The organism is Bradyrhizobium sp. 27S5 (genome assembly GCF_037217225.1).
GTDB classification, from domain to species: domain Bacteria; phylum Pseudomonadota; class Alphaproteobacteria; order Rhizobiales; family Xanthobacteraceae; genus Bradyrhizobium; species Bradyrhizobium septentrionale.
Window position 1 is genome coordinate 7,479,210 of sequence record NZ_CP147714.1, and the last position, 15,401, is coordinate 7,494,610.

Annotated in this window: 18 protein-coding genes; 9 read left to right on the top strand and 9 right to left on the bottom strand. The window is 65.1% G+C overall.

Features of this window, described 5'->3' with window-relative positions; genetic code table 11:
* Positions 1-99 precede the first annotated feature (99 nt).
* The gene (locus tag WDM24_RS35255) at positions 100-1,107 is read left to right on the top strand and encodes a KpsF/GutQ family sugar-phosphate isomerase (RefSeq protein WP_338829031.1); all 1,008 of its coding nucleotides are present in this window, start codon (positions 100-102) and stop codon (positions 1,105-1,107) included.
* Between the two features lie 114 nt (positions 1,108-1,221).
* On the opposite strand, the gene WDM24_RS35260 is transcribed toward WDM24_RS35255, so the two are convergent.
* Positions 1,222-1,761, bottom strand: a complete 540-nt coding sequence (locus WDM24_RS35260) for a carboxymuconolactone decarboxylase family protein (RefSeq protein WP_338829032.1) — start codon at positions 1,759-1,761, stop codon at positions 1,222-1,224.
* An 89-nt stretch (positions 1,762-1,850) separates the two neighbouring features.
* Here WDM24_RS35260 and WDM24_RS35265 point away from each other — a divergent pair, with 89 nt between their 5' ends.
* The gene (locus tag WDM24_RS35265) at positions 1,851-2,186 is read left to right on the top strand and encodes a helix-turn-helix domain-containing protein (protein ID WP_338829033.1); all 336 of its coding nucleotides are present in this window, start codon (positions 1,851-1,853) and stop codon (positions 2,184-2,186) included.
* Here WDM24_RS35265 and WDM24_RS35270 read toward each other — a convergent pair.
* The 3 genes from WDM24_RS35270 to hemH form a co-directional block, all read right to left on the bottom strand.
* Positions 2,183-2,629, bottom strand: a complete 447-nt coding sequence (locus WDM24_RS35270; protein WP_338829034.1) for an NfeD family protein — start codon at positions 2,627-2,629, stop codon at positions 2,183-2,185. The two genes, WDM24_RS35265 and WDM24_RS35270, sit on opposite strands and share 4 nt — an antisense overlap.
* A gap of 41 nt (positions 2,630-2,670) precedes the next feature.
* Positions 2,671-3,669, bottom strand: coding sequence for an SPFH domain-containing protein (locus WDM24_RS35275; RefSeq protein ID WP_338829035.1), 999 nt, complete (start codon positions 3,667-3,669; stop codon positions 2,671-2,673).
* 216 nt (positions 3,670-3,885) lie between these two features.
* The gene (hemH, locus tag WDM24_RS35280) at positions 3,886-4,923 is read right to left on the bottom strand and encodes a ferrochelatase (protein WP_166298889.1); all 1,038 of its coding nucleotides are present in this window, start codon (positions 4,921-4,923) and stop codon (positions 3,886-3,888) included.
* Between the two features lie 102 nt (positions 4,924-5,025).
* Here hemH and WDM24_RS35285 point away from each other — a divergent pair, with 102 nt between their 5' ends.
* Positions 5,026-5,424, top strand: coding sequence for an MAPEG family protein (locus tag WDM24_RS35285; protein ID WP_029077534.1), 399 nt, complete (start codon positions 5,026-5,028; stop codon positions 5,422-5,424).
* 148 nt (positions 5,425-5,572) lie between these two features.
* On the opposite strand, the gene WDM24_RS35290 is transcribed toward WDM24_RS35285, so the two are convergent.
* The 3 genes from WDM24_RS35290 to WDM24_RS35300 are packed head-to-tail and all read right to left on the bottom strand — an operon-like array spanning position 5,573 to position 9,434.
* A complete protein-coding gene (locus WDM24_RS35290; protein WP_175619362.1) occupies positions 5,573-6,700 on the bottom strand; it encodes a nickel/cobalt transporter in 1,128 nt (375 codons plus the stop codon).
* Positions 6,697-7,344: a DUF1007 family protein gene (locus WDM24_RS35295; RefSeq protein ID WP_414645648.1), complete on the bottom strand. Its 648-nt coding sequence runs from the start codon at positions 7,342-7,344 to the stop codon at positions 6,697-6,699. Before WDM24_RS35295 ends, WDM24_RS35290 begins: the two co-directional genes overlap by 4 nt.
* Positions 7,345-7,346: 2 nt before the next feature.
* Complete coding sequence (locus tag WDM24_RS35300; RefSeq protein ID WP_166298918.1) at positions 7,347-9,434, bottom strand: M3 family metallopeptidase; 2,088 nt, start codon at positions 9,432-9,434, stop codon at positions 7,347-7,349.
* A gap of 131 nt (positions 9,435-9,565) precedes the next feature.
* On the opposite strand from WDM24_RS35300, the gene WDM24_RS35305 reads away from it, so the two are divergent.
* Positions 9,566-9,826 carry a hypothetical protein gene (locus WDM24_RS35305; protein ID WP_029077538.1) on the top strand — a complete coding sequence of 87 codons (261 nt, stop codon included), beginning with the start codon at positions 9,566-9,568 and terminating at the stop codon, positions 9,824-9,826.
* A gap of 482 nt (positions 9,827-10,308) precedes the next feature.
* Here WDM24_RS35305 and WDM24_RS35310 read toward each other — a convergent pair whose 3' ends face one another.
* Positions 10,309-10,497 carry a hypothetical protein gene (locus tag WDM24_RS35310; protein WP_029077539.1) on the bottom strand — a complete coding sequence of 63 codons (189 nt, stop codon included), beginning with the start codon at positions 10,495-10,497 and terminating at the stop codon, positions 10,309-10,311.
* On the opposite strand from WDM24_RS35310, the gene WDM24_RS35315 reads away from it, so the two are divergent.
* The 5 genes from WDM24_RS35315 to WDM24_RS35335 all read left to right on the top strand — a co-directional run bounded on the left by WDM24_RS35315 (position 10,496) and on the right by WDM24_RS35335 (position 14,550).
* Positions 10,496-11,638 (top strand): type III PLP-dependent enzyme, encoded by a 1,143-nt coding sequence (locus WDM24_RS35315; RefSeq protein ID WP_029077540.1) that lies wholly within the window; start codon positions 10,496-10,498, stop codon positions 11,636-11,638. The genes WDM24_RS35310 and WDM24_RS35315 overlap by 2 nt on opposite strands.
* Positions 11,639-11,767: 129 nt before the next feature.
* On the top strand, positions 11,768-12,370 hold the full coding sequence (locus WDM24_RS35320; RefSeq protein ID WP_338829036.1) for an N-acetyltransferase: 603 nt from the start codon (positions 11,768-11,770) through the stop codon (positions 12,368-12,370).
* 11 nt (positions 12,371-12,381) lie between these two features.
* The gene (locus tag WDM24_RS35325; RefSeq protein ID WP_166298921.1) at positions 12,382-12,549 is read left to right on the top strand and encodes a hypothetical protein; all 168 of its coding nucleotides are present in this window, start codon (positions 12,382-12,384) and stop codon (positions 12,547-12,549) included.
* A 128-nt stretch (positions 12,550-12,677) separates the two neighbouring features.
* Complete coding sequence (locus WDM24_RS35330; protein WP_338829037.1) at positions 12,678-13,067, top strand: RidA family protein; 390 nt, start codon at positions 12,678-12,680, stop codon at positions 13,065-13,067.
* Positions 13,068-13,107: 40 nt separating this feature from the next.
* Positions 13,108-14,550: a homospermidine synthase gene (locus WDM24_RS35335; RefSeq protein ID WP_338829038.1), complete on the top strand. Its 1,443-nt coding sequence runs from the start codon at positions 13,108-13,110 to the stop codon at positions 14,548-14,550.
* A gap of 65 nt (positions 14,551-14,615) precedes the next feature.
* Here the strand turns inward: WDM24_RS35335 and WDM24_RS35340 are convergent, their stop codons facing one another.
* Positions 14,616-15,356 (bottom strand): acetoacetate decarboxylase, encoded by a 741-nt coding sequence (locus WDM24_RS35340; RefSeq protein ID WP_029077544.1) that lies wholly within the window; start codon positions 15,354-15,356, stop codon positions 14,616-14,618.
* Between the last annotated feature and the right edge of the window lie 45 nt (positions 15,357-15,401).

Sequence of the window (15,401 nt, forward strand, 5' to 3'; positions counted from 1 at the left end):
TTAATGACCCGTTGAGGATCGGCCGCCGCGCGTCGCATCGCGGAATCGAACGTGCTAAGGGAGACGCCCGGGTGCAAAACCCCTCCCCTGGAATGCGAAATGGCCAAACCGAAACCGCTGATGACCAAATCATCCGGCCCCGATGACGGCGCCATCCAGTCGGCGCTCCGCACCCTCGATGCCGAAGCAAGCGGCGTCGCAGCCCTTTCCGCGGCCCTGAAGTCTGACCTCGGCGCGCCGTTCGCGGCAGCGGCCGAGCTGATCGGCAAGGCCAAGGGACGCCTGATCGTCACCGGGCTCGGCAAGTCGGGCCATATCGGCCGCAAGATCGCCGCCACCTTCGCCTCGACCGGCACGCCGGCATTCTTCGTGCATGCCGCGGAAGCCAGCCACGGCGACCTCGGCATGATCACCGTCGATGACGTGATCCTGGCGCTGTCATGGTCCGGCGAGCAGCCGGAGATGCGCAATCTGATCGCCTATGCCGCGCGCTTCGGCATTCCGCTGATCGCGATGACCGCCGACAAGGATTCGACGCTGAGCAAGGCCGCCGACGTGCAGCTGACGCTACCGAAAGCCCGCGAAGCCTGCCCGCACAATCTGGCGCCGACCACCTCCTCGCTGATGATGCTGGCGCTCGGCGATGCGCTGGCGATCGCGCTGCTCGAAGGCCGCGGCTTCACCTCGACCGATTTCAGCGTGCTGCATCCGGGCGGCAAGCTCGGCGCGCTCTTGAAATATGCCCGCGACCTGATGCATAGCGGCGATGCGCTGCCGCTCAAGCCGCTCGGCACCAAGATGTCGGATGCGCTGGTCGAGATGACCTCCAAGGGATTCGGCTGCGTCGGCGTCGTCGACCGCCACGGCCATCTCGTCGGCATCGTCACCGACGGCGATCTGCGCCGCCAGATGCGCCCCGATTTGCTGGCGCTGTCGGTCGACGAGGTCATGACCAAGACGCCGAAGACGATCAGCCGCGACACGCTGGCCGGCGAAGCGCTTGAGCTGCTCAACGCCTCGAAGATCACGACGCTGATCGTGACCGATGCGAAGAAGCCGGTCGGCATCATCCATCTGCACGATCTGCTGCGCGCCGGTGTGGCGTAATTTCCCTCCGTCATTCCGCGGCACGCGAAGCGTGAACCTCAGATGCGCAATTGCGCATCGGGGAATCTCGAGATTCCGGGTTCTATGCTACGCATCGCGCCGGAATGACAGCGATTATTTCGGAAACCGCGCCGCGGTCGGCTCCAGCGGCAAGGCCAGCGCATTGGCGAGGTAGGAGACGGTGCGGTAGAAGCCGCACAGCAGGATGATCTCCAGCACCTGATCGTCATCATAATGCGCCGACAGCGCGGCGAATTCGGCGTCATCAAGCGTCGCGCGCGCATGCAGCGCATCGACCGCCGCGATCATCGCCTGTTCGGCCGGCGACCAGCAATTGGCGTCGGCCTTGCCGCGCACGGTGGCGTCGACCTGCTGCTCCGACAGCCCGGCGGCCGCGCCGAACGCCGTGACATGCACGCCCCACTCATATTCGCATTGATTGAGCGCGCAGGTGCGGTCGATCACGATCTCGCGCTCCCGCAAGGGCAGCGGCCCGCGGTCGAGCAGGCTGCCGCCGCGAAATTTCTCCCAGGCGCGCGGATGGCCGGCCATCACGCGGAACAGCACCAGCGGCGGCTTGCCGCGCATGATGCGGTCGAAATGCTGTTGAATGTCCACCGCATAGGGCGGATCGAGCGGCGCGATACGTGACATGGCCTGATCTCACTGCTACATTTACTGTAGCATCACGCTACAATATCTGTAGCAACCAACGCAAGTGAGATTCAAGAGGGATTCGCGACATGGCAAAGCAGGGCCCGGCCACAAGACCCGGCGCCCGCGGCTCGCGGAGCGGCCGCCCGATCATGGCGCTGCTCGATCTCTTGGGACGGCGCTGGACCTTGCGCATCATCTGGGAGCTGCGCGAGACCGCGCTGACCTCGCGCGCGCTGCGCACCGCCTGCGACGAGGCCTCGCCGACGATCCTGCAGACGCGATTGACCGAATTGCGCGAGGCGGGGTTCGTCGAGCTGACGGACGATGGTTACGGCCTCACCGCACTCGGCAGGGAGCTGTTCCAGACCTTCACGCCGCTCAATCGCTTCGCCGAGCGGTGGAGCAAGCAAGTCACCAGCTAGACCCCGGCCACCGTCAGGCTCGCGCCGTCGGCGCGGACGACCTTGACACGGCTGCCGGCCGGCGCATCGGGGCCGGCGACACGCCAGACCGTGTCGTCGATCCGCACCGTGCCTGAGCCGTCGACGATCGGCTTCTCCAGCGTGAATTCGCGGCCGACCAGGGCTTCATTGCGGCGGTTGAGAAACGGATTGCTCTTGCTGGCCTCGGTCGCGCCCCTGGCGAAATGCCGCCAGACCGGCACCGCGAGCGCAGCGAATACCGCGAACATCAGGAGCTGCATCTGCCAGGACGGCGTGAAGACGAACGACAACAGGCCGACCAAGAGCGCTGCGAGCCCGAGCCAGAACAGGAACACGCCTGGCGCCGCGAGCTCCAGCGCCATCAGGATGAAGCCGAAGATCAGCCAGTTCCAGGTACCCAATGTCGAAAACATCTCGGCCATGACATGACCTCTATCATTGCGGGCGTGATGCCGTCACGCCCTCACCGCTGCGGCGGCACCGGCGGCGGCGTTGGACCTGCCGGCGGCACCGAGCCGCGCCGCGCGGCGGCCGCGGCGGAGGCAGCGCTCTCACCGAAGGTGGCCTTGGCGATCTCGCCGATGCCGGCGAGCGAGCCGAGGATGCTGGTCGCCTCGATCGGCAACATGATGATTTTCTGGTTCGGCGAGTCGGCCAGTTGCCCGAACGCCTTGATGTACTTGTCGGCGATGAAATAGTTCAGCGCGGCGACGTCGCCTTTGGCGATGGCATCGCTGACCATCTGGGTTGCCCTCGCCTCGGCCTCGGCGGAACGCTCGCGCGCCTCGGCGTCGCGGAACGCAGCCTCCTTGCGGCCTTCGGCCTGCAGGATCTGGCCCTGCTTGGCGCCCTCGGCGCGCAGGATTTCGGACTGCCGCTGGCCCTCGGCCTGCAAAATGTCGGCGCGCTTCACGCGCTCGGCCTTCATCTGCCGGCCCATCGCCTCGACGAGGTCGGCCGGCGGCACGATGTCCTTGATCTCGATGCGGTTGACCTTGAGGCCCCAGGGCGAGACCGCCGCGTCGACCACGCGCAGCAGCCGCTCGTTGATCTCGTCGCGATGCGACAGCACCTGGTCGAGATCCATCGAGCCCATCACCGAGCGGATGTTGGTCATGGTCAGCACGATGATGGCCTGGTTGAGATTGGCGACCTCGTAGCTCGCCTTCGCGGCATCGAACACCTGGAAGAATGCGACGCCGTCCACCGTCACGGTGGCGTTGTCCTTGGTGATCACCTCCTGCTCGGGGATGTTGATCACCTGCTCCATCATGTTCATCTTCCGCCCGATGCGATCGAAATAGGGCACGATCAGATTGAGCCCGGGCGACAGCGTGCGGGTGTATTTGCCGAACCGTTCGATGGTCCAGTCATAGCCCTGCGGAACGGTCTTGATCCCGGCGAACAGCGTGACGATGACGAGAAGAACAAGCGCGATCGCGAAAATATCGAAGCCAGTCATAAAGTCCTCCAGGGCCCGCGAGACCATCGCCAGGCACGGTCCGTGCATTGGTCGGCAGGACCGCTCCGCCGGTTCAGCCGGCGGTTGTTCTCCCTAGCACATATGAAGCTGTTGTCGGATGACCAGATGCGAGCGAATGGCCGTGTCCGGTGTCACGGTTCGTTAACAATCAGGCCCAGGCGTTCCTAGATCCAGCCTTGCTAGATTCCAGCCTTGTTAAATCCACCCTTGCAGCTCGCGCAGCACCAGCTGGCGGATCACGTCCATGCCGCCGTCGCTGTCGTTGAGGCAGGGGATAGCGGCGAACTGCTCCCCGCCATTGTGCCGGAAGATTTCCGCGTTCTCCTGCGCGATCTCCTCCAACGTCTCCAGGCAATCGGCGGAGAAGCCGGGCGTGACCACGGCCATGCGCCGCACGCCGTCCTTGGCCAGCTTCTCGACGGTCTTGTCGGTATAGGGCTGCAGCCACTCGGCATTGCCGAAGCGCGACTGGAAGGTGAGGATCAGCCTGTTGGCATCGAGCCCGAGCCGCTTGCGCAGCGCATTGGTCGTGGCAATGCACTGGGCCTGATAGGGATCGCCCTTGTCGACATAGTCCTTCGGCATGCCGTGGAACGAGGCGAGGATGATCTCGGGCTGGAACGACAGCGTCGCCAGATGCTCATTGATCGAGACCGCGAGCGCCTCGATGTAGTCGGGGTCGTCGTAATAGGGCGGCGTCACCCGCAGGATCGGTTGCGCGCGCATGGCGGCCAGCACGCGAAACGCTTCGTCGCAGACGGTCGCCGACGTCGCCGCGGAATATTGCGGATAGAGCGGCACCAGCAGCAGCCGGCCGCAACCTTGCGCCGCCAGCGCCTCGATGCGCTGCTTGATCGAGGGATTGCCGTAGCGCATCGCCCAGTCGACCACGACATGGTCGTGATCGGCGATCGCCTCCGCGAGCTTGTCGGCCTGCGAGCGCGTGATGGTCTTCAGCGGCGACTCGTTCTTCTCGGTGTTCCAGATCTTCAGATAGTCGCGCGCCTTGCGGGCCGGGCGGACGCGCAGGATGATGCCGTTGAGGATCAGCTTCCAGAGCAGGCCCTGATCCTCGATCACCCGCGGATCGGACAAGAATTCCTTGAGATAAACCCGTACCCCCGTGGCATCCGCGGTATCCGGCGTGCCGAGATTGACCAGCAGCACGCCGACGCGTTCCGACTTCGGCGCCGCGGCAGGCTTCGCGCTCTCGAAGGGGATGACCGTGCTCATGATCGCCTTGCGCTTGGGGTAGTTGGGCTTCGCGCGTTGCTCCAACCTTGTCAAGCCGAGTGCCGGTTGGCTACGCTCCCGTCCGGAATATGGGGAGGAACCATGACGATCGCCGAATGGTGCGTCTTCGGGACGCTGATGCTTTCGCTCCTGACGATCGTATCGGTGAAATGGGCCGGCATCCGCGGGTTCGACAATTCGAAGCCGCGCGATCCCGACTTCTACGACGACCCGATCCGCGCGCGGGCGCTCGGCGCCCACCAGAACGGCATCGAGGCCTTCCCGTTCTTCGCATTCGCCGTGCTGCTCGCCGAATTCCGCGTCGGCCCGCTGCGGCTGATCGACGAGCTCGCGGTGCTGTTCCTGATCGTGCGGATCGCCTACGTCTTCACCTATATCGGCAACCGCCCGACTCTGCGCTCGATCCTCTGGAGCATCGGCTTCGCGATCAACATCGCGATCTTCTTCCTGCCCGCGATCCGGGGATACCTGACGAGCTGAGCCTGAATTCCGTCTCCTTCCCGTCATCCTGAGGAGCGCGCTCTTGCGCGCGTCTCGAAGGATGCACGGCCCGGCCGGTGGCCGTCGATCCTTCGAGATGCCTGCTGCGCAGGCTCCTCAGGATGACGGATCACTTGGAGTTAGAGCCCTAAAGGCACGTCGCCCGCTCGGCTGCGACGTAGCCGAACAAGAGCCCGAGCCCGAACAGCAGCACCAGAGCTGCGGCGGCGAATTCCAGGCCGCGCATGATGACCATGCCGCCGCCGTCGCGCGCCGCGCTCAGCCGCTCCGCCAGGCCGCGCGCCGACACCGCGACCAGCGCGATCGCGGCCACGGTGATGGCGGTGCCGAGCCCCATCACGAAGGTCGCGGCAATGCCGGCCCAGAACAGGCCCTGCGCCAGCGCGAACACCAGCACCAGGATCGCACCCGAGCAGGGCCGGATCCCGACCGTGAGGATCGCGCCGAGGCCGCGCCGCCAGCCGCCGGGACCGGCGAGCTCGGCCGGCGTCGGCCCGTGCGAATGGCCGCAATGCTCGTCATGGACATGCTGCGCGTCATGATCATGATCGTGACCGTGATGGTGATCGTGGTGATGATGGCCGTGATCGTCATGAGCATGGTCTTGGGCGTGACGATGATGGTGATCATGGCCATGGTCGTGGTCATGGTGATCGTGCTGATGCGCGCCGGCCATCGCCAGCGCCGGGCGCGGCACCTGCAGCGCGCGGAAGAAGCCGCCGCCCTTGACCCAGACCAGCCGGGCGCCGAACGCCGCGATCAGCGCGTAGCTTGCGATCTCGATCCCCTTCTCCGCCCCGCACATGGTCTTCGCCGTCGCATTGAGCAACCAGGCGCAGACGCCAACGATGAGAACGGCGACCAGCGACTGCATCAGCGCCGAGGCGAACGACAGCACGATGCCCCGTCGCGCAGTCTCGCGATTGGCGACCATGTAGGAGGAGATCACCGCCTTGCCATGACCGGGGCCGGCGGCATGGAAGATCCCGTAGGCAAACGAGATCGCAAGCAGCGTCCAGACCGCCGAACCGTCGGATTTCGCGGCGCGGATGGTCTGCGATATCTCGCGATAAAACTCCGACTGCTTGGCCAGCAGCCAGCCGATCAGCCCGCCCTGCGGCTCCGCCGCACGCGGCGCACCGAACGGATTTTGCGCCAGCAGCGCATGAACCGCACCATCGAGGAGCGCCAATGCCGCCAGCACGGCAGCGGAGACGGCGAGGCCGCGGGTCACGCGGGAGACGATCGGCGTCATGGGCACTCCACCGTGATCTTGTTGGCGAACATCATGGCGAAGTTGCCGGCATTGCCGTCGAGGAAGTTCTGCTCGCCGAGCTTCGCCGCGGCGGCGGTGCCGTCATTCGGCCGCTCGAACTGCAGCTTGCAGTCCGCCGCGGCGCCGACCAGCTTGACCGGCTCCTTCTCGGCGAACTGGAAGTCGATGAAGTAGGTCGGGTCGAACACTTCGAGCGAGAGCTGCCTGGCCTTGAACGGCGTCTTCACCGGCAGAGTGAAGTGCAGCGTCAGCGCCGAATCCTTGTATTCGAGATAGTAGTCGACCGGCTCGGTGAACTTCTGCTTCTTGCCGTCGCCCTTGGCGAAGGTGAAGTAGGCGTATTCCTTCAGCGATTCGACGTTGGTCTGCGCCAGCGGCGCCAGCTCCTCACGGCTGTAGGCGCCTTTCACCTTGGTCTCGATGCCCTGCAGCGCGTAGGTCGAGAACATATCGTCGAAGGTCCAGGCGTGGCGGACCCCGGTGATGGTGCCGTCGGGCGCGTAGATCAGCTCGCTCCGGGCGGTGATCCAGACATGCGGATGGGCCTCTGCGGCCGCCGCGCCGAGCACGACAGATACCGCAAGCACCAGCCAGGCGATCAGGCGGCTGAAGGCGGGCCGCACCTTCAGGCCGCCTCGGGCGTTTCAAGCAGGCCGCGACGGCGCAGCAGCGCGTCCGGCTCGGGCTCGCGGCCGCGGAAGGCGACATAGGCCTCCTCCGGATCGCGCGAGCCGCCCGACGAATAGATGTCGTCATGCAGCCGCTTGGCGGTCGCGGGATCGAAGATGTCGCCGGCCTCCTCGAAGGCGCCGAAAGCGTCGGCGTCCATCACCTCCGACCACATGTAGCTGTAATAGCCGGAGGCATAATGGTCGCCGGAGAAGATGTGGCCGAACTGGGTCGGCCGGTGCCGCAGCGAGATCTCGGCGGGCATGCCGATTTTCTCCAGCTCCTTCTGCTCGAAGGCCCTGATATCGCGGCTCGCCGCCGCCGGCTGGGTGTGGAATTCGAGGTCGACCAGCGCCGAGGAGACGAACTCCACGGTGGCAAAACCCTGGTTGAACTTGCGCGCGGCGAGGAAGCGCTTGAGCAGGTCGTCCGGCAGCGCCTCCCCGGTCTGGTAGTGGCGGGCGAAACGCTGCAGCACCTCGGGCCGCTCCTGCCAGTGCTCGTAGAGCTGCGAGGGCAGTTCGACGAAGTCGGTGAACACCGATGTCCCCGACAGCGACGGATAGGTCACGTCGGAGAGCATGCCGTGCAGGCCATGGCCGAACTCGTGGAACAGGGTCCGCGCGTCATCGGGCGACAGCAGCGACGGCGCGCCGTCGGCGCCCTTGGCGAAGTTGCAGACATTGATGACGAGCGGCGCGACGGCGCCGTCGAGCTTCTGCTGGTCGCGCAGCGAGGTCATCCAGGCGCCGGAGCGCTTCGAGGGCCGCGCGAAGTAGTCGCCGTAGAACAGCGCCTTGTGCTTGCCGTCGCGGCCCTTGACCTCCCAGACCCGGACGTCCGGGTGCCAGACCGGCACGTCCTTGCGCTCCTCGAAGGTGACGCCGAACAGGCGGGTGGCGCAGTCGAAGGCGGCCTCGATCATGTGGTCGAGCACCAGATAGGGCTTGATCGCGGAATCGTCGAAATTGGCGCGGCGCTGGCGCAGCTTCTCGGCGTAGTAGCGCCAGTCCCAGGACGCCAGGGTGAAATTGCCGCCCTCTTCAGTGATCAGCGCCTGCAACGCGTCGCGGTCGGCGAGCGCCCGCGCCCGCGCCGGCTTCCAGACCCGCTCCAGCAGGCCACGCACCGCCTCCGGCGTCTTGGCCATGGAATCCTCGAGGCGATAGGCTGCGTAGGTCGGGAAGCCCAGGATCTTCGCGGTCTCCTCGCGCAGCGCGAGGATCTCGACGATGGTCGCATTGTTGTCGTTGGCGTTGCCATTGTCGCCGCGGGCTGTGAAGGCCTTGTAGACCTTCTCGCGCAGGTCGCGCCTGCCGGAGCTCTGCAGGAAGGGCTCGACCGAGGAGCGCGACAGCGTCACGATCGCCTTGCCGGGCATGCCGCGCTGTTCCGCCGCGGCCTTGGCGGCCGCCACGAATGTGTCGGAGAGGCCGGCGCGGTCGTCCTCGCCGAGCTCCATGGACCACTCCTGCTCGTCGCCGAGCAGATGATGGCTGAACGAGGTCCCGAGATGGGCGAGCCGCTCGTTGATCTCGGCCATGCGGGCCTTGGCCGCGTCGTCGAGCCCGGCGCCGGAGCGGTGGAAGCGGGTATAGGTGCGCTCCAGCAGCCGCATCTGCTCGCCGGTCAGGCCGAGCGAGGCGCGCTTCTCGTGCAGCATGGCGATGCGGCCAAACAGCACAGCGTTCATCATGATTGGATTCCAGTGCCGCGCCATCCGGGGCGACACCTCCTTGTCGATCTCGAGGATCGCCGGGCTCGAATGGGCCGAGACCAGATCGTAGAACACCGCCGAGACCTTCGACAGCAGCTTGCCGGAGCGCTCCAGCGCCGTGATGGTGTTGTCGAAGTCGGGCAACGCCGGATCATGGGTGATCGCAGCCACTTCAGCCGAATGGTCGGCGAAGGCCTGCTCGAAGGCGGGGAGGAAATGCTCCGGCTTGATCTCGGCGAAGGGCGGCGTCTCGAGCGGCGTCTGCCATGCCTTCAGGAGGGGGTTGGCCAAATTCTGGACCTCGGCTTCTGCGCTGGTTTCTGACATCGAATGTCCCGTCTTTCGCCTTGAAAATGCGGCCCAATCTATATCACGCGATACGGCATTTTTGGGCCTTTTGCGCTTGAAAGATGGGCACTTTTCGGAGAGATTGCGCCCCCCTGAACAGGACCTATTCCATGACCATGCAGCCCTCCACCTCAGGCAACCGCACCATCGCCTGGCCGAGCGTCATCACCGTGATCTCGGCGGCGATCCTGATCGGCGCGGAAGTGTTCGGCGCGGCGTTCGCCGGCGGCTGGGCGCTCGCGATCCTGCTTGGGCTCAGTGATGTCGGCGCGCACATCCTGCAGGCCGTGCTGTTCGGCATCGGCGTCCTGATCATGATCGCCTTCATCCGCGCGGCGCAGCGCGTCGAGCCGTTCACGCGTCGCGCCTGACCGCTGCGATTCAAGAAAGCGCTGCGGCACAGGGCTAAAACGCCACACGCTTCGTTAGTCATTCTTAACAGCCGTTCATCTTCACCGCCCCGACCGTGTGCTGCGCGCGAGATCGCAAGCACGCGTTAGGGAAATTTGTCGCTACCGCAAAAAAAATCTTGCACCCCGAATTCAAAAGATTTATTTCCTGCCTTGCCCAATTTCGCACGTGCCTGTGGTCGTGTGTCAGTCGGTAGGTATCCGGACAAGAGGCCGGACAGCCGCCAAGGGGTGGAAGAACCGAGGGTCGCTTACGTCCATCAGGACACGAGGCGGCCAGCCTCCCTCTCCAGGGATGCCGTTGAAGGTCTCACCACTCTTTGCAACCGTGACTGGCAGCCGGAGGCGAACCGGCGCACCCCGCTCTCAACGGGGGACGCGACTTAAAGCAACGACGGATCGGGCTTTTTTGGTCTCTACCGGCAGTCCAAAGCCGGCGCGGGCTACTGAAAAGGCTTGTCCTTCATTGCCAGGTGAGCGGGCGGGAAACTCTCCCAACCAATCCACGGCAGCACAGTCTGGTTTGAGTCTTTTGGCTTCGTTGCGCCTCCATCGCGCAATGTGGCCAGAGCACTCCTATCCGACGTCACGTTGATGCGGATCCCGTCGCTGGGGCCGTTGGAGAGTGCCATGACCGAACGTATCCAGGAATTCCTGCGTCACCGCCGCAGCGAAGGTCTCGACACCGAGCCGTGCCTCGTCGTCGACCTCGACGTCGTGCGCGACAATTACCAGACCTTCGCGAAGGTGCTGCCGGACAGCCGCGTGTTCTACGCGGTGAAGGCCAACCCGGCGCCCGAAGTGCTGTCGCTGCTCGCCTCGCTCGGCTCCTGCTTCGACACCGCGACCGTCGCGGAGATCGAAATGGCGCTGGCCGCCGGCGCGACGCCGGACCGCATCTCCTATGGCAACACGATCAAGAAGGAGCGCGACATCGCGCGTGCCTTCGCGCTCGGCATTCGCTTGTTCGCGGTCGACTGCGCCGCCGAGGTCGAGAAGATCTCCCGCGCCGCTCCCGGCGCCAAGGTGTTCTGCCGCATCCTCTATGATTGCGCCGGCGCCGAGTGGCCGCTGTCGCGCAAGTTCGGCTGCGACCCGGAGATGGCGGTCGACGTGCTCGACCTCGCCAAGCGCCTGGGGCTGGAGCCGTGCGGCATCTCGTTCCATGTCGGCTCGCAGCAGCGCAAGGTGAAGGCGTGGGACCGCGCGCTCGCGATGGCCTCGACCGTGTTCCGTGACTGCGCCGAGCGCGGGATCAACCTCACCATGGTCAACATGGGCGGTGGTTTCCCGACCAAGTATCTCAAGGACGTTCCGCCGGTCCTGCAGTATGGCCGGTCGATCTTCCGCGCGCTGCGCAAGCATTTCGGCAACCAGATCCCGGAGACGATCATCGAGCCGGGCCGTGGCATGGTCGGCAACGCGGGCATCATCGAGACCGAAGTCGTTCTGATCTCGAAGAAGAGCGACGAGGACGAGGTGCGCTGGGTCTATCTCGACATCGGCAAGTTCGGCGGTCTCGCCGAGACGATGGACGAGTCGATCCGCTACGCCATCCGCACCCCGCATGACGGGGCGGACATGACGCCGTGCGTGCTCGCGGGCCCGACCTGCGATAGCGCCGACGTGCTGTACGAGAAGCTGCCGTATCCGCTCCCGGTGACGCTCGAGATCGGCGACAAGCTGCTGATCGAAGGCACCGGCGCCTATACGTCGACCTACTCGTCGGTGGCGTTCAACGGCATTCCGCCGCTGAAGACCTACCACATCTGACCCGCCTCCTGTTCGAGGCCTGATAAACCGGGAGCCGGCCCCGCCGGCTCCTTCCCGATCATTTTTGATTTTCTGAACGACGCTTGCCGCGGCGTACGACACGCCGTTGCAAGCGGGGACTGACGTGCCATGACTGCAAAACGGAACACCCCCGTTGCCCTCATCCGACAAGCCGCTCCGTTCGCGATCCGTGCGGAGCGAGCCTCGGACGTCGTCGCGCGTGAGGCGCTGCTGGATGCCTGCTTTGGCGAAAATCGCCATGCCCGCATTTGCCAGCGCCTGCGCGACGGACGCGCGCCCGCCGAAGGCCTGAGCCTTGCGGCCGTGCGCCAGGACGGCCGGTTGGTTGGAACCGTGCGGTTGTGGCACGTCAGCGCGGGGGGCCGCAGCGCGCTGATGCTGGGGCCGCTGGCAGTCGACGATGACTGCCGCGGCCTCGGCGTCGGCGCCGCGCTCATGCAGCGTGCGCTGGCCGTGGCCAAGGCGCGTGGCCATGGCGCGGTGATCCTGCTCGGCGACGCGCCCTACTACGCCCGTTTCGGCTTCTCTGCCGGCAAGACCGGCGAGCTGTCGCTGCCTGGTGCTTTCGAGCGCGACCGGCTGCTCGGTCTCGAGCTTGTCGAGGGAGCGCTGGATGGCGCCTGGGGCATGATCACGCCAACCGGCGCTGTGCCTAAAGTGAAGGCATCCCGGACCCGGAAGGCACCGCTCGCCGTGCCGCACGCGGCGTAAGGCGGGCCGCCATGTCGGAGCACATTCCCGCAACCGATGGCGCGCGCCCGCGTTGGCGCGGCCTGGTCACCACTGTCATGCTGATCCTGATCTCGGTCATGATCGTCAGGGACATCCTGATCCGGCGCTGGACCGGCACGCCGCCGTCCCCGCCGGACACCACGCAGCAGTCGCACTAGCGCCGGCCGCAGGGCCAAAACCCAAGTCAGAATCTCAAGTCAGAATACCAGGTCAGAATCCGGGGGTTGCGCGGGCGGCAAAAATGCCCGTAAACCCCGCGCAAAGCCATTTTCAGCCGAGGTCCGACATGTCCCGCCACCTGATTTCCACCGGCTCTCCGTTCGAGAAGACCGCCGGCTACAGCCGTGCCGTGATCGACGGCGACTTCGCCTTCGTCGCCGGAACCACCGGCTACGACTACAGCACCATGACCATGCCCGAAGATGTCACGAGCCAGTCACGGAACTGCTTCAAGACCATCGAAGCTGCCCTCAGGGAGGGCGGCTTCGCGATGGCCGACATCGTCCGCGCGACCTACTACCTCACCGACGTCAATGACGCGGACGCCCATTTCGCGGTCTGCGGCGAGGTTCTCGGCGACATTCGCCCGGCGGCGACACTGCTGATCGTCGCGGGGCTCTACAAGCCCGAGATGAAGGTCGAGATCGAAGTCACCGCGAAGCGTCGCAACCCCTGATCCACTCTACCCGCCGCTAGGCACTCTCCTGGAGAAAATGATGAGTCCCTCCTCGCAGATCTACGCGAAGATCACCGGCCCCATCGTGATGGTCGGCTTCGGCTCCATCGGCAAAGGCACGTTGCCGCTGATCGAGCGGCACCTCGACTACGACAAGTCGCGCGTCACCGTGATCGATCCGAAGGACGAGGGCCGCAAGGCACATTGCGAGCAGCACAATGTACGGTTCATCCAGAAGGCCGTGACCAAGGACAATTATCGCGACTTGCTGACCCCGCTGCTCACCGAAGGCGGCGGCCAGGGCTTTTGCGTCAACCTCTCGGTCGATACCGGCTCCACCGACATCATGGAGCTCTGCAACGAGCTTGGCGCGCTTTATATCGACACCGTCAACGAGCCCTGGCTCGGCTTCTATTTCGATTCGTCGAAGGGCCCGGAAGCGCGCTCCAACTACGCGCTTCGCGAAGTGACGCTGGCCGCCAAGAAGGCGCGCCCGGCGGGCTCGACGACGGCCGTCTCCTGCTGTGGCGCCAATCCCGGCATGGTTTCCTTTTTCGTCAAGCAGGCGCTGCTCAATGTCGCCGCTGACCTGAAGCTCAATGCCCCCAAGCCGAAGACCAAGGCCGAATGGGCGGACCTGATGCGGCAGGCTGGTATCAAGGGCATCCACATCGCCGAACGCGACACCCAGCGCGCCAAGTTGCCGAAAGAGCCTGATGTCTTCGTCAACACCTGGTCGGTGGAAGGTTTCCTGTCGGAAGGCGTGCAGCCGTCCGAACTCGGTTGGGGCACCCATGAAAAATGGATGCCCGAGAATGCGCGTACCCACGAAGCCGGCTGCGGCGCAGCGATTTACCTGATGCAGCCCGGCGCCAACACACGCGTGCGGACCTGGTGCCCGACCCGCGGCGCGCAGTATGGCTTCCTCGTCACCCACAACGAGTCGATCTCGATCGCCGATTACTTCACGGTGCGTGACGCATCGGGCAAGGCGATCTACCGGCCGACCTGCCACTATGCCTATCACCCGGCTGACGATGCCGTGCTGTCGCTGCATGAAATGTTCGGCCGCGCAGCGAAGATGCAGGAAAAGCACCACATCCTCGATGAGAACGAAATCGTCGACGGCATCGACGAACTCGGCGTGCTGCTGTTCGGCCATGACAACAATGCCTACTGGTACGGCTCGCAGCTCTCGATCGAAGAGACCCGCAAACTCGCGCCCTATCAGAACGCCACCGGCCTGCAGGTGACCTCGGCCGTGCTCGGCGGCATGGTGTGGGCGCTGGAAAACCCGAACCAAGGCATCGTCGAAGCCGACGAGATGGATTTCGATCGTCTGCTGGAAATCCAGCTGCCGTATCTCGGCCCGGTGAAGGGATTCTACACCGACTGGACCCCGCTGACGGATCGTCCGGGACTGTTTCCGGAAGATATCGACACGAGCGATCCCTGGCAGTTCCGGAATATCCTGGTGCGGTGATCGACCACCACGCCTTGAGAACGAATGCCCGGCCTCGCGCCGGGCATTTTGCTGTCAGCCGCCGCTCACTTCGCCATGTAGTCGAATGCCACCGAGCCGAGGCCGAGCGTCAGGTCCGCCTTGTAATGCAGCGCCGAGACCACCTCGCGCACCGGCAGGCGGGCGACGTCGCACAGCGCGTGCGGAAACAGGCCGAGCGCGGCGGGACCGGTCCAGGCTTCCTTCAGCACGACATCGTCGAGATGAAAGCGCACCAGCTCGCAGATCCGCGGGGTGCCGTCGACATGCGGGATGATCTTCAGGATGAAGTTCGGCGCCTTCATCGCATTCAGCACGGTGTCGTGGTCGACCTTGCGGTGCTTGTAGCCCATGGTGGCGGAGGCGCAGAGCACCGAGCCGTAATGCAGCGAGCCGACCAGGACATCGCTTTCGATCTCGATCTTGGGCCGCGCCAGCTTCTTCGGAAATCCCCACAGCTCGCGGCCGCCCGCGATCGGGGCCTCGTCGTCGAGATACATCGCGTGGGTATAGGCCCCGAGTTCGCCCTTGAAGCGGACCGGGATCACCTGCCCGGTCTCGGTGTAGTCGCCGAAGCCGGTCGAGTCGGGCATGCGGATGAATTCATATTTCACCACCGGCTCGGCGACCTCGAGCGGCTCCGGCACCACGGCCGCGAGCGCTTCCGGGTCGGTCTTGTAGGTGATGATGAAATATTCGCGGTCGAAGAACCGGTACGGCCCCGGCGGGAACGACGGGTTGGTGAGCGGCATCGAATAGGCGGTGCGGCGGACGTCCTCGATCTTCATGAAAGGCCCCGATCTGTCGTTGGCGAGACGGCAGATTATGGCGGG

Coding starts and splice junctions, on each gene's coding strand:
- WDM24_RS35275 (WP_338829035.1), bottom strand. CDS start 3,669: ATGACTGGCTTCGATATTTTCGCGATCGCGCTTGTTCTTCTCGTCATC.
- WDM24_RS35285 (WP_029077534.1), top strand. CDS start 5,026: ATGACGATCGCCGAATGGTGCGTCTTCGGGACGCTGATGCTTTCGCTC.
- WDM24_RS35315 (WP_029077540.1), top strand. CDS start 10,496: ATGACCGAACGTATCCAGGAATTCCTGCGTCACCGCCGCAGCGAAGGT.
- WDM24_RS35260 (WP_338829032.1), bottom strand. CDS start 1,761: ATGTCACGTATCGCGCCGCTCGATCCGCCCTATGCGGTGGACATTCAA.
- WDM24_RS35340 (WP_029077544.1), bottom strand. CDS start 15,356: ATGAAGATCGAGGACGTCCGCCGCACCGCCTATTCGATGCCGCTCACC.
- hemH (WP_166298889.1), bottom strand. CDS start 4,923: ATGAGCACGGTCATCCCCTTCGAGAGCGCGAAGCCTGCCGCGGCGCCG.
- WDM24_RS35290 (WP_175619362.1), bottom strand. CDS start 6,700: ATGACGCCGATCGTCTCCCGCGTGACCCGCGGCCTCGCCGTCTCCGCT.
- WDM24_RS35265 (WP_338829033.1), top strand. CDS start 1,851: ATGGCAAAGCAGGGCCCGGCCACAAGACCCGGCGCCCGCGGCTCGCGG.
- WDM24_RS35320 (WP_338829036.1), top strand. CDS start 11,768: ATGACTGCAAAACGGAACACCCCCGTTGCCCTCATCCGACAAGCCGCT.
- WDM24_RS35325 (WP_166298921.1), top strand. CDS start 12,382: ATGTCGGAGCACATTCCCGCAACCGATGGCGCGCGCCCGCGTTGGCGC.
- WDM24_RS35335 (WP_338829038.1), top strand. CDS start 13,108: ATGAGTCCCTCCTCGCAGATCTACGCGAAGATCACCGGCCCCATCGTG.
- WDM24_RS35255 (WP_338829031.1), top strand. CDS start 100: ATGGCCAAACCGAAACCGCTGATGACCAAATCATCCGGCCCCGATGAC.
- WDM24_RS35300 (WP_166298918.1), bottom strand. CDS start 9,434: ATGTCAGAAACCAGCGCAGAAGCCGAGGTCCAGAATTTGGCCAACCCC.
- WDM24_RS35270 (WP_338829034.1), bottom strand. CDS start 2,629: ATGGCCGAGATGTTTTCGACATTGGGTACCTGGAACTGGCTGATCTTC.
- WDM24_RS35310 (WP_029077539.1), bottom strand. CDS start 10,497: ATGGCACTCTCCAACGGCCCCAGCGACGGGATCCGCATCAACGTGACG.
- WDM24_RS35330 (WP_338829037.1), top strand. CDS start 12,678: ATGTCCCGCCACCTGATTTCCACCGGCTCTCCGTTCGAGAAGACCGCC.
- WDM24_RS35305 (WP_029077538.1), top strand. CDS start 9,566: ATGACCATGCAGCCCTCCACCTCAGGCAACCGCACCATCGCCTGGCCG.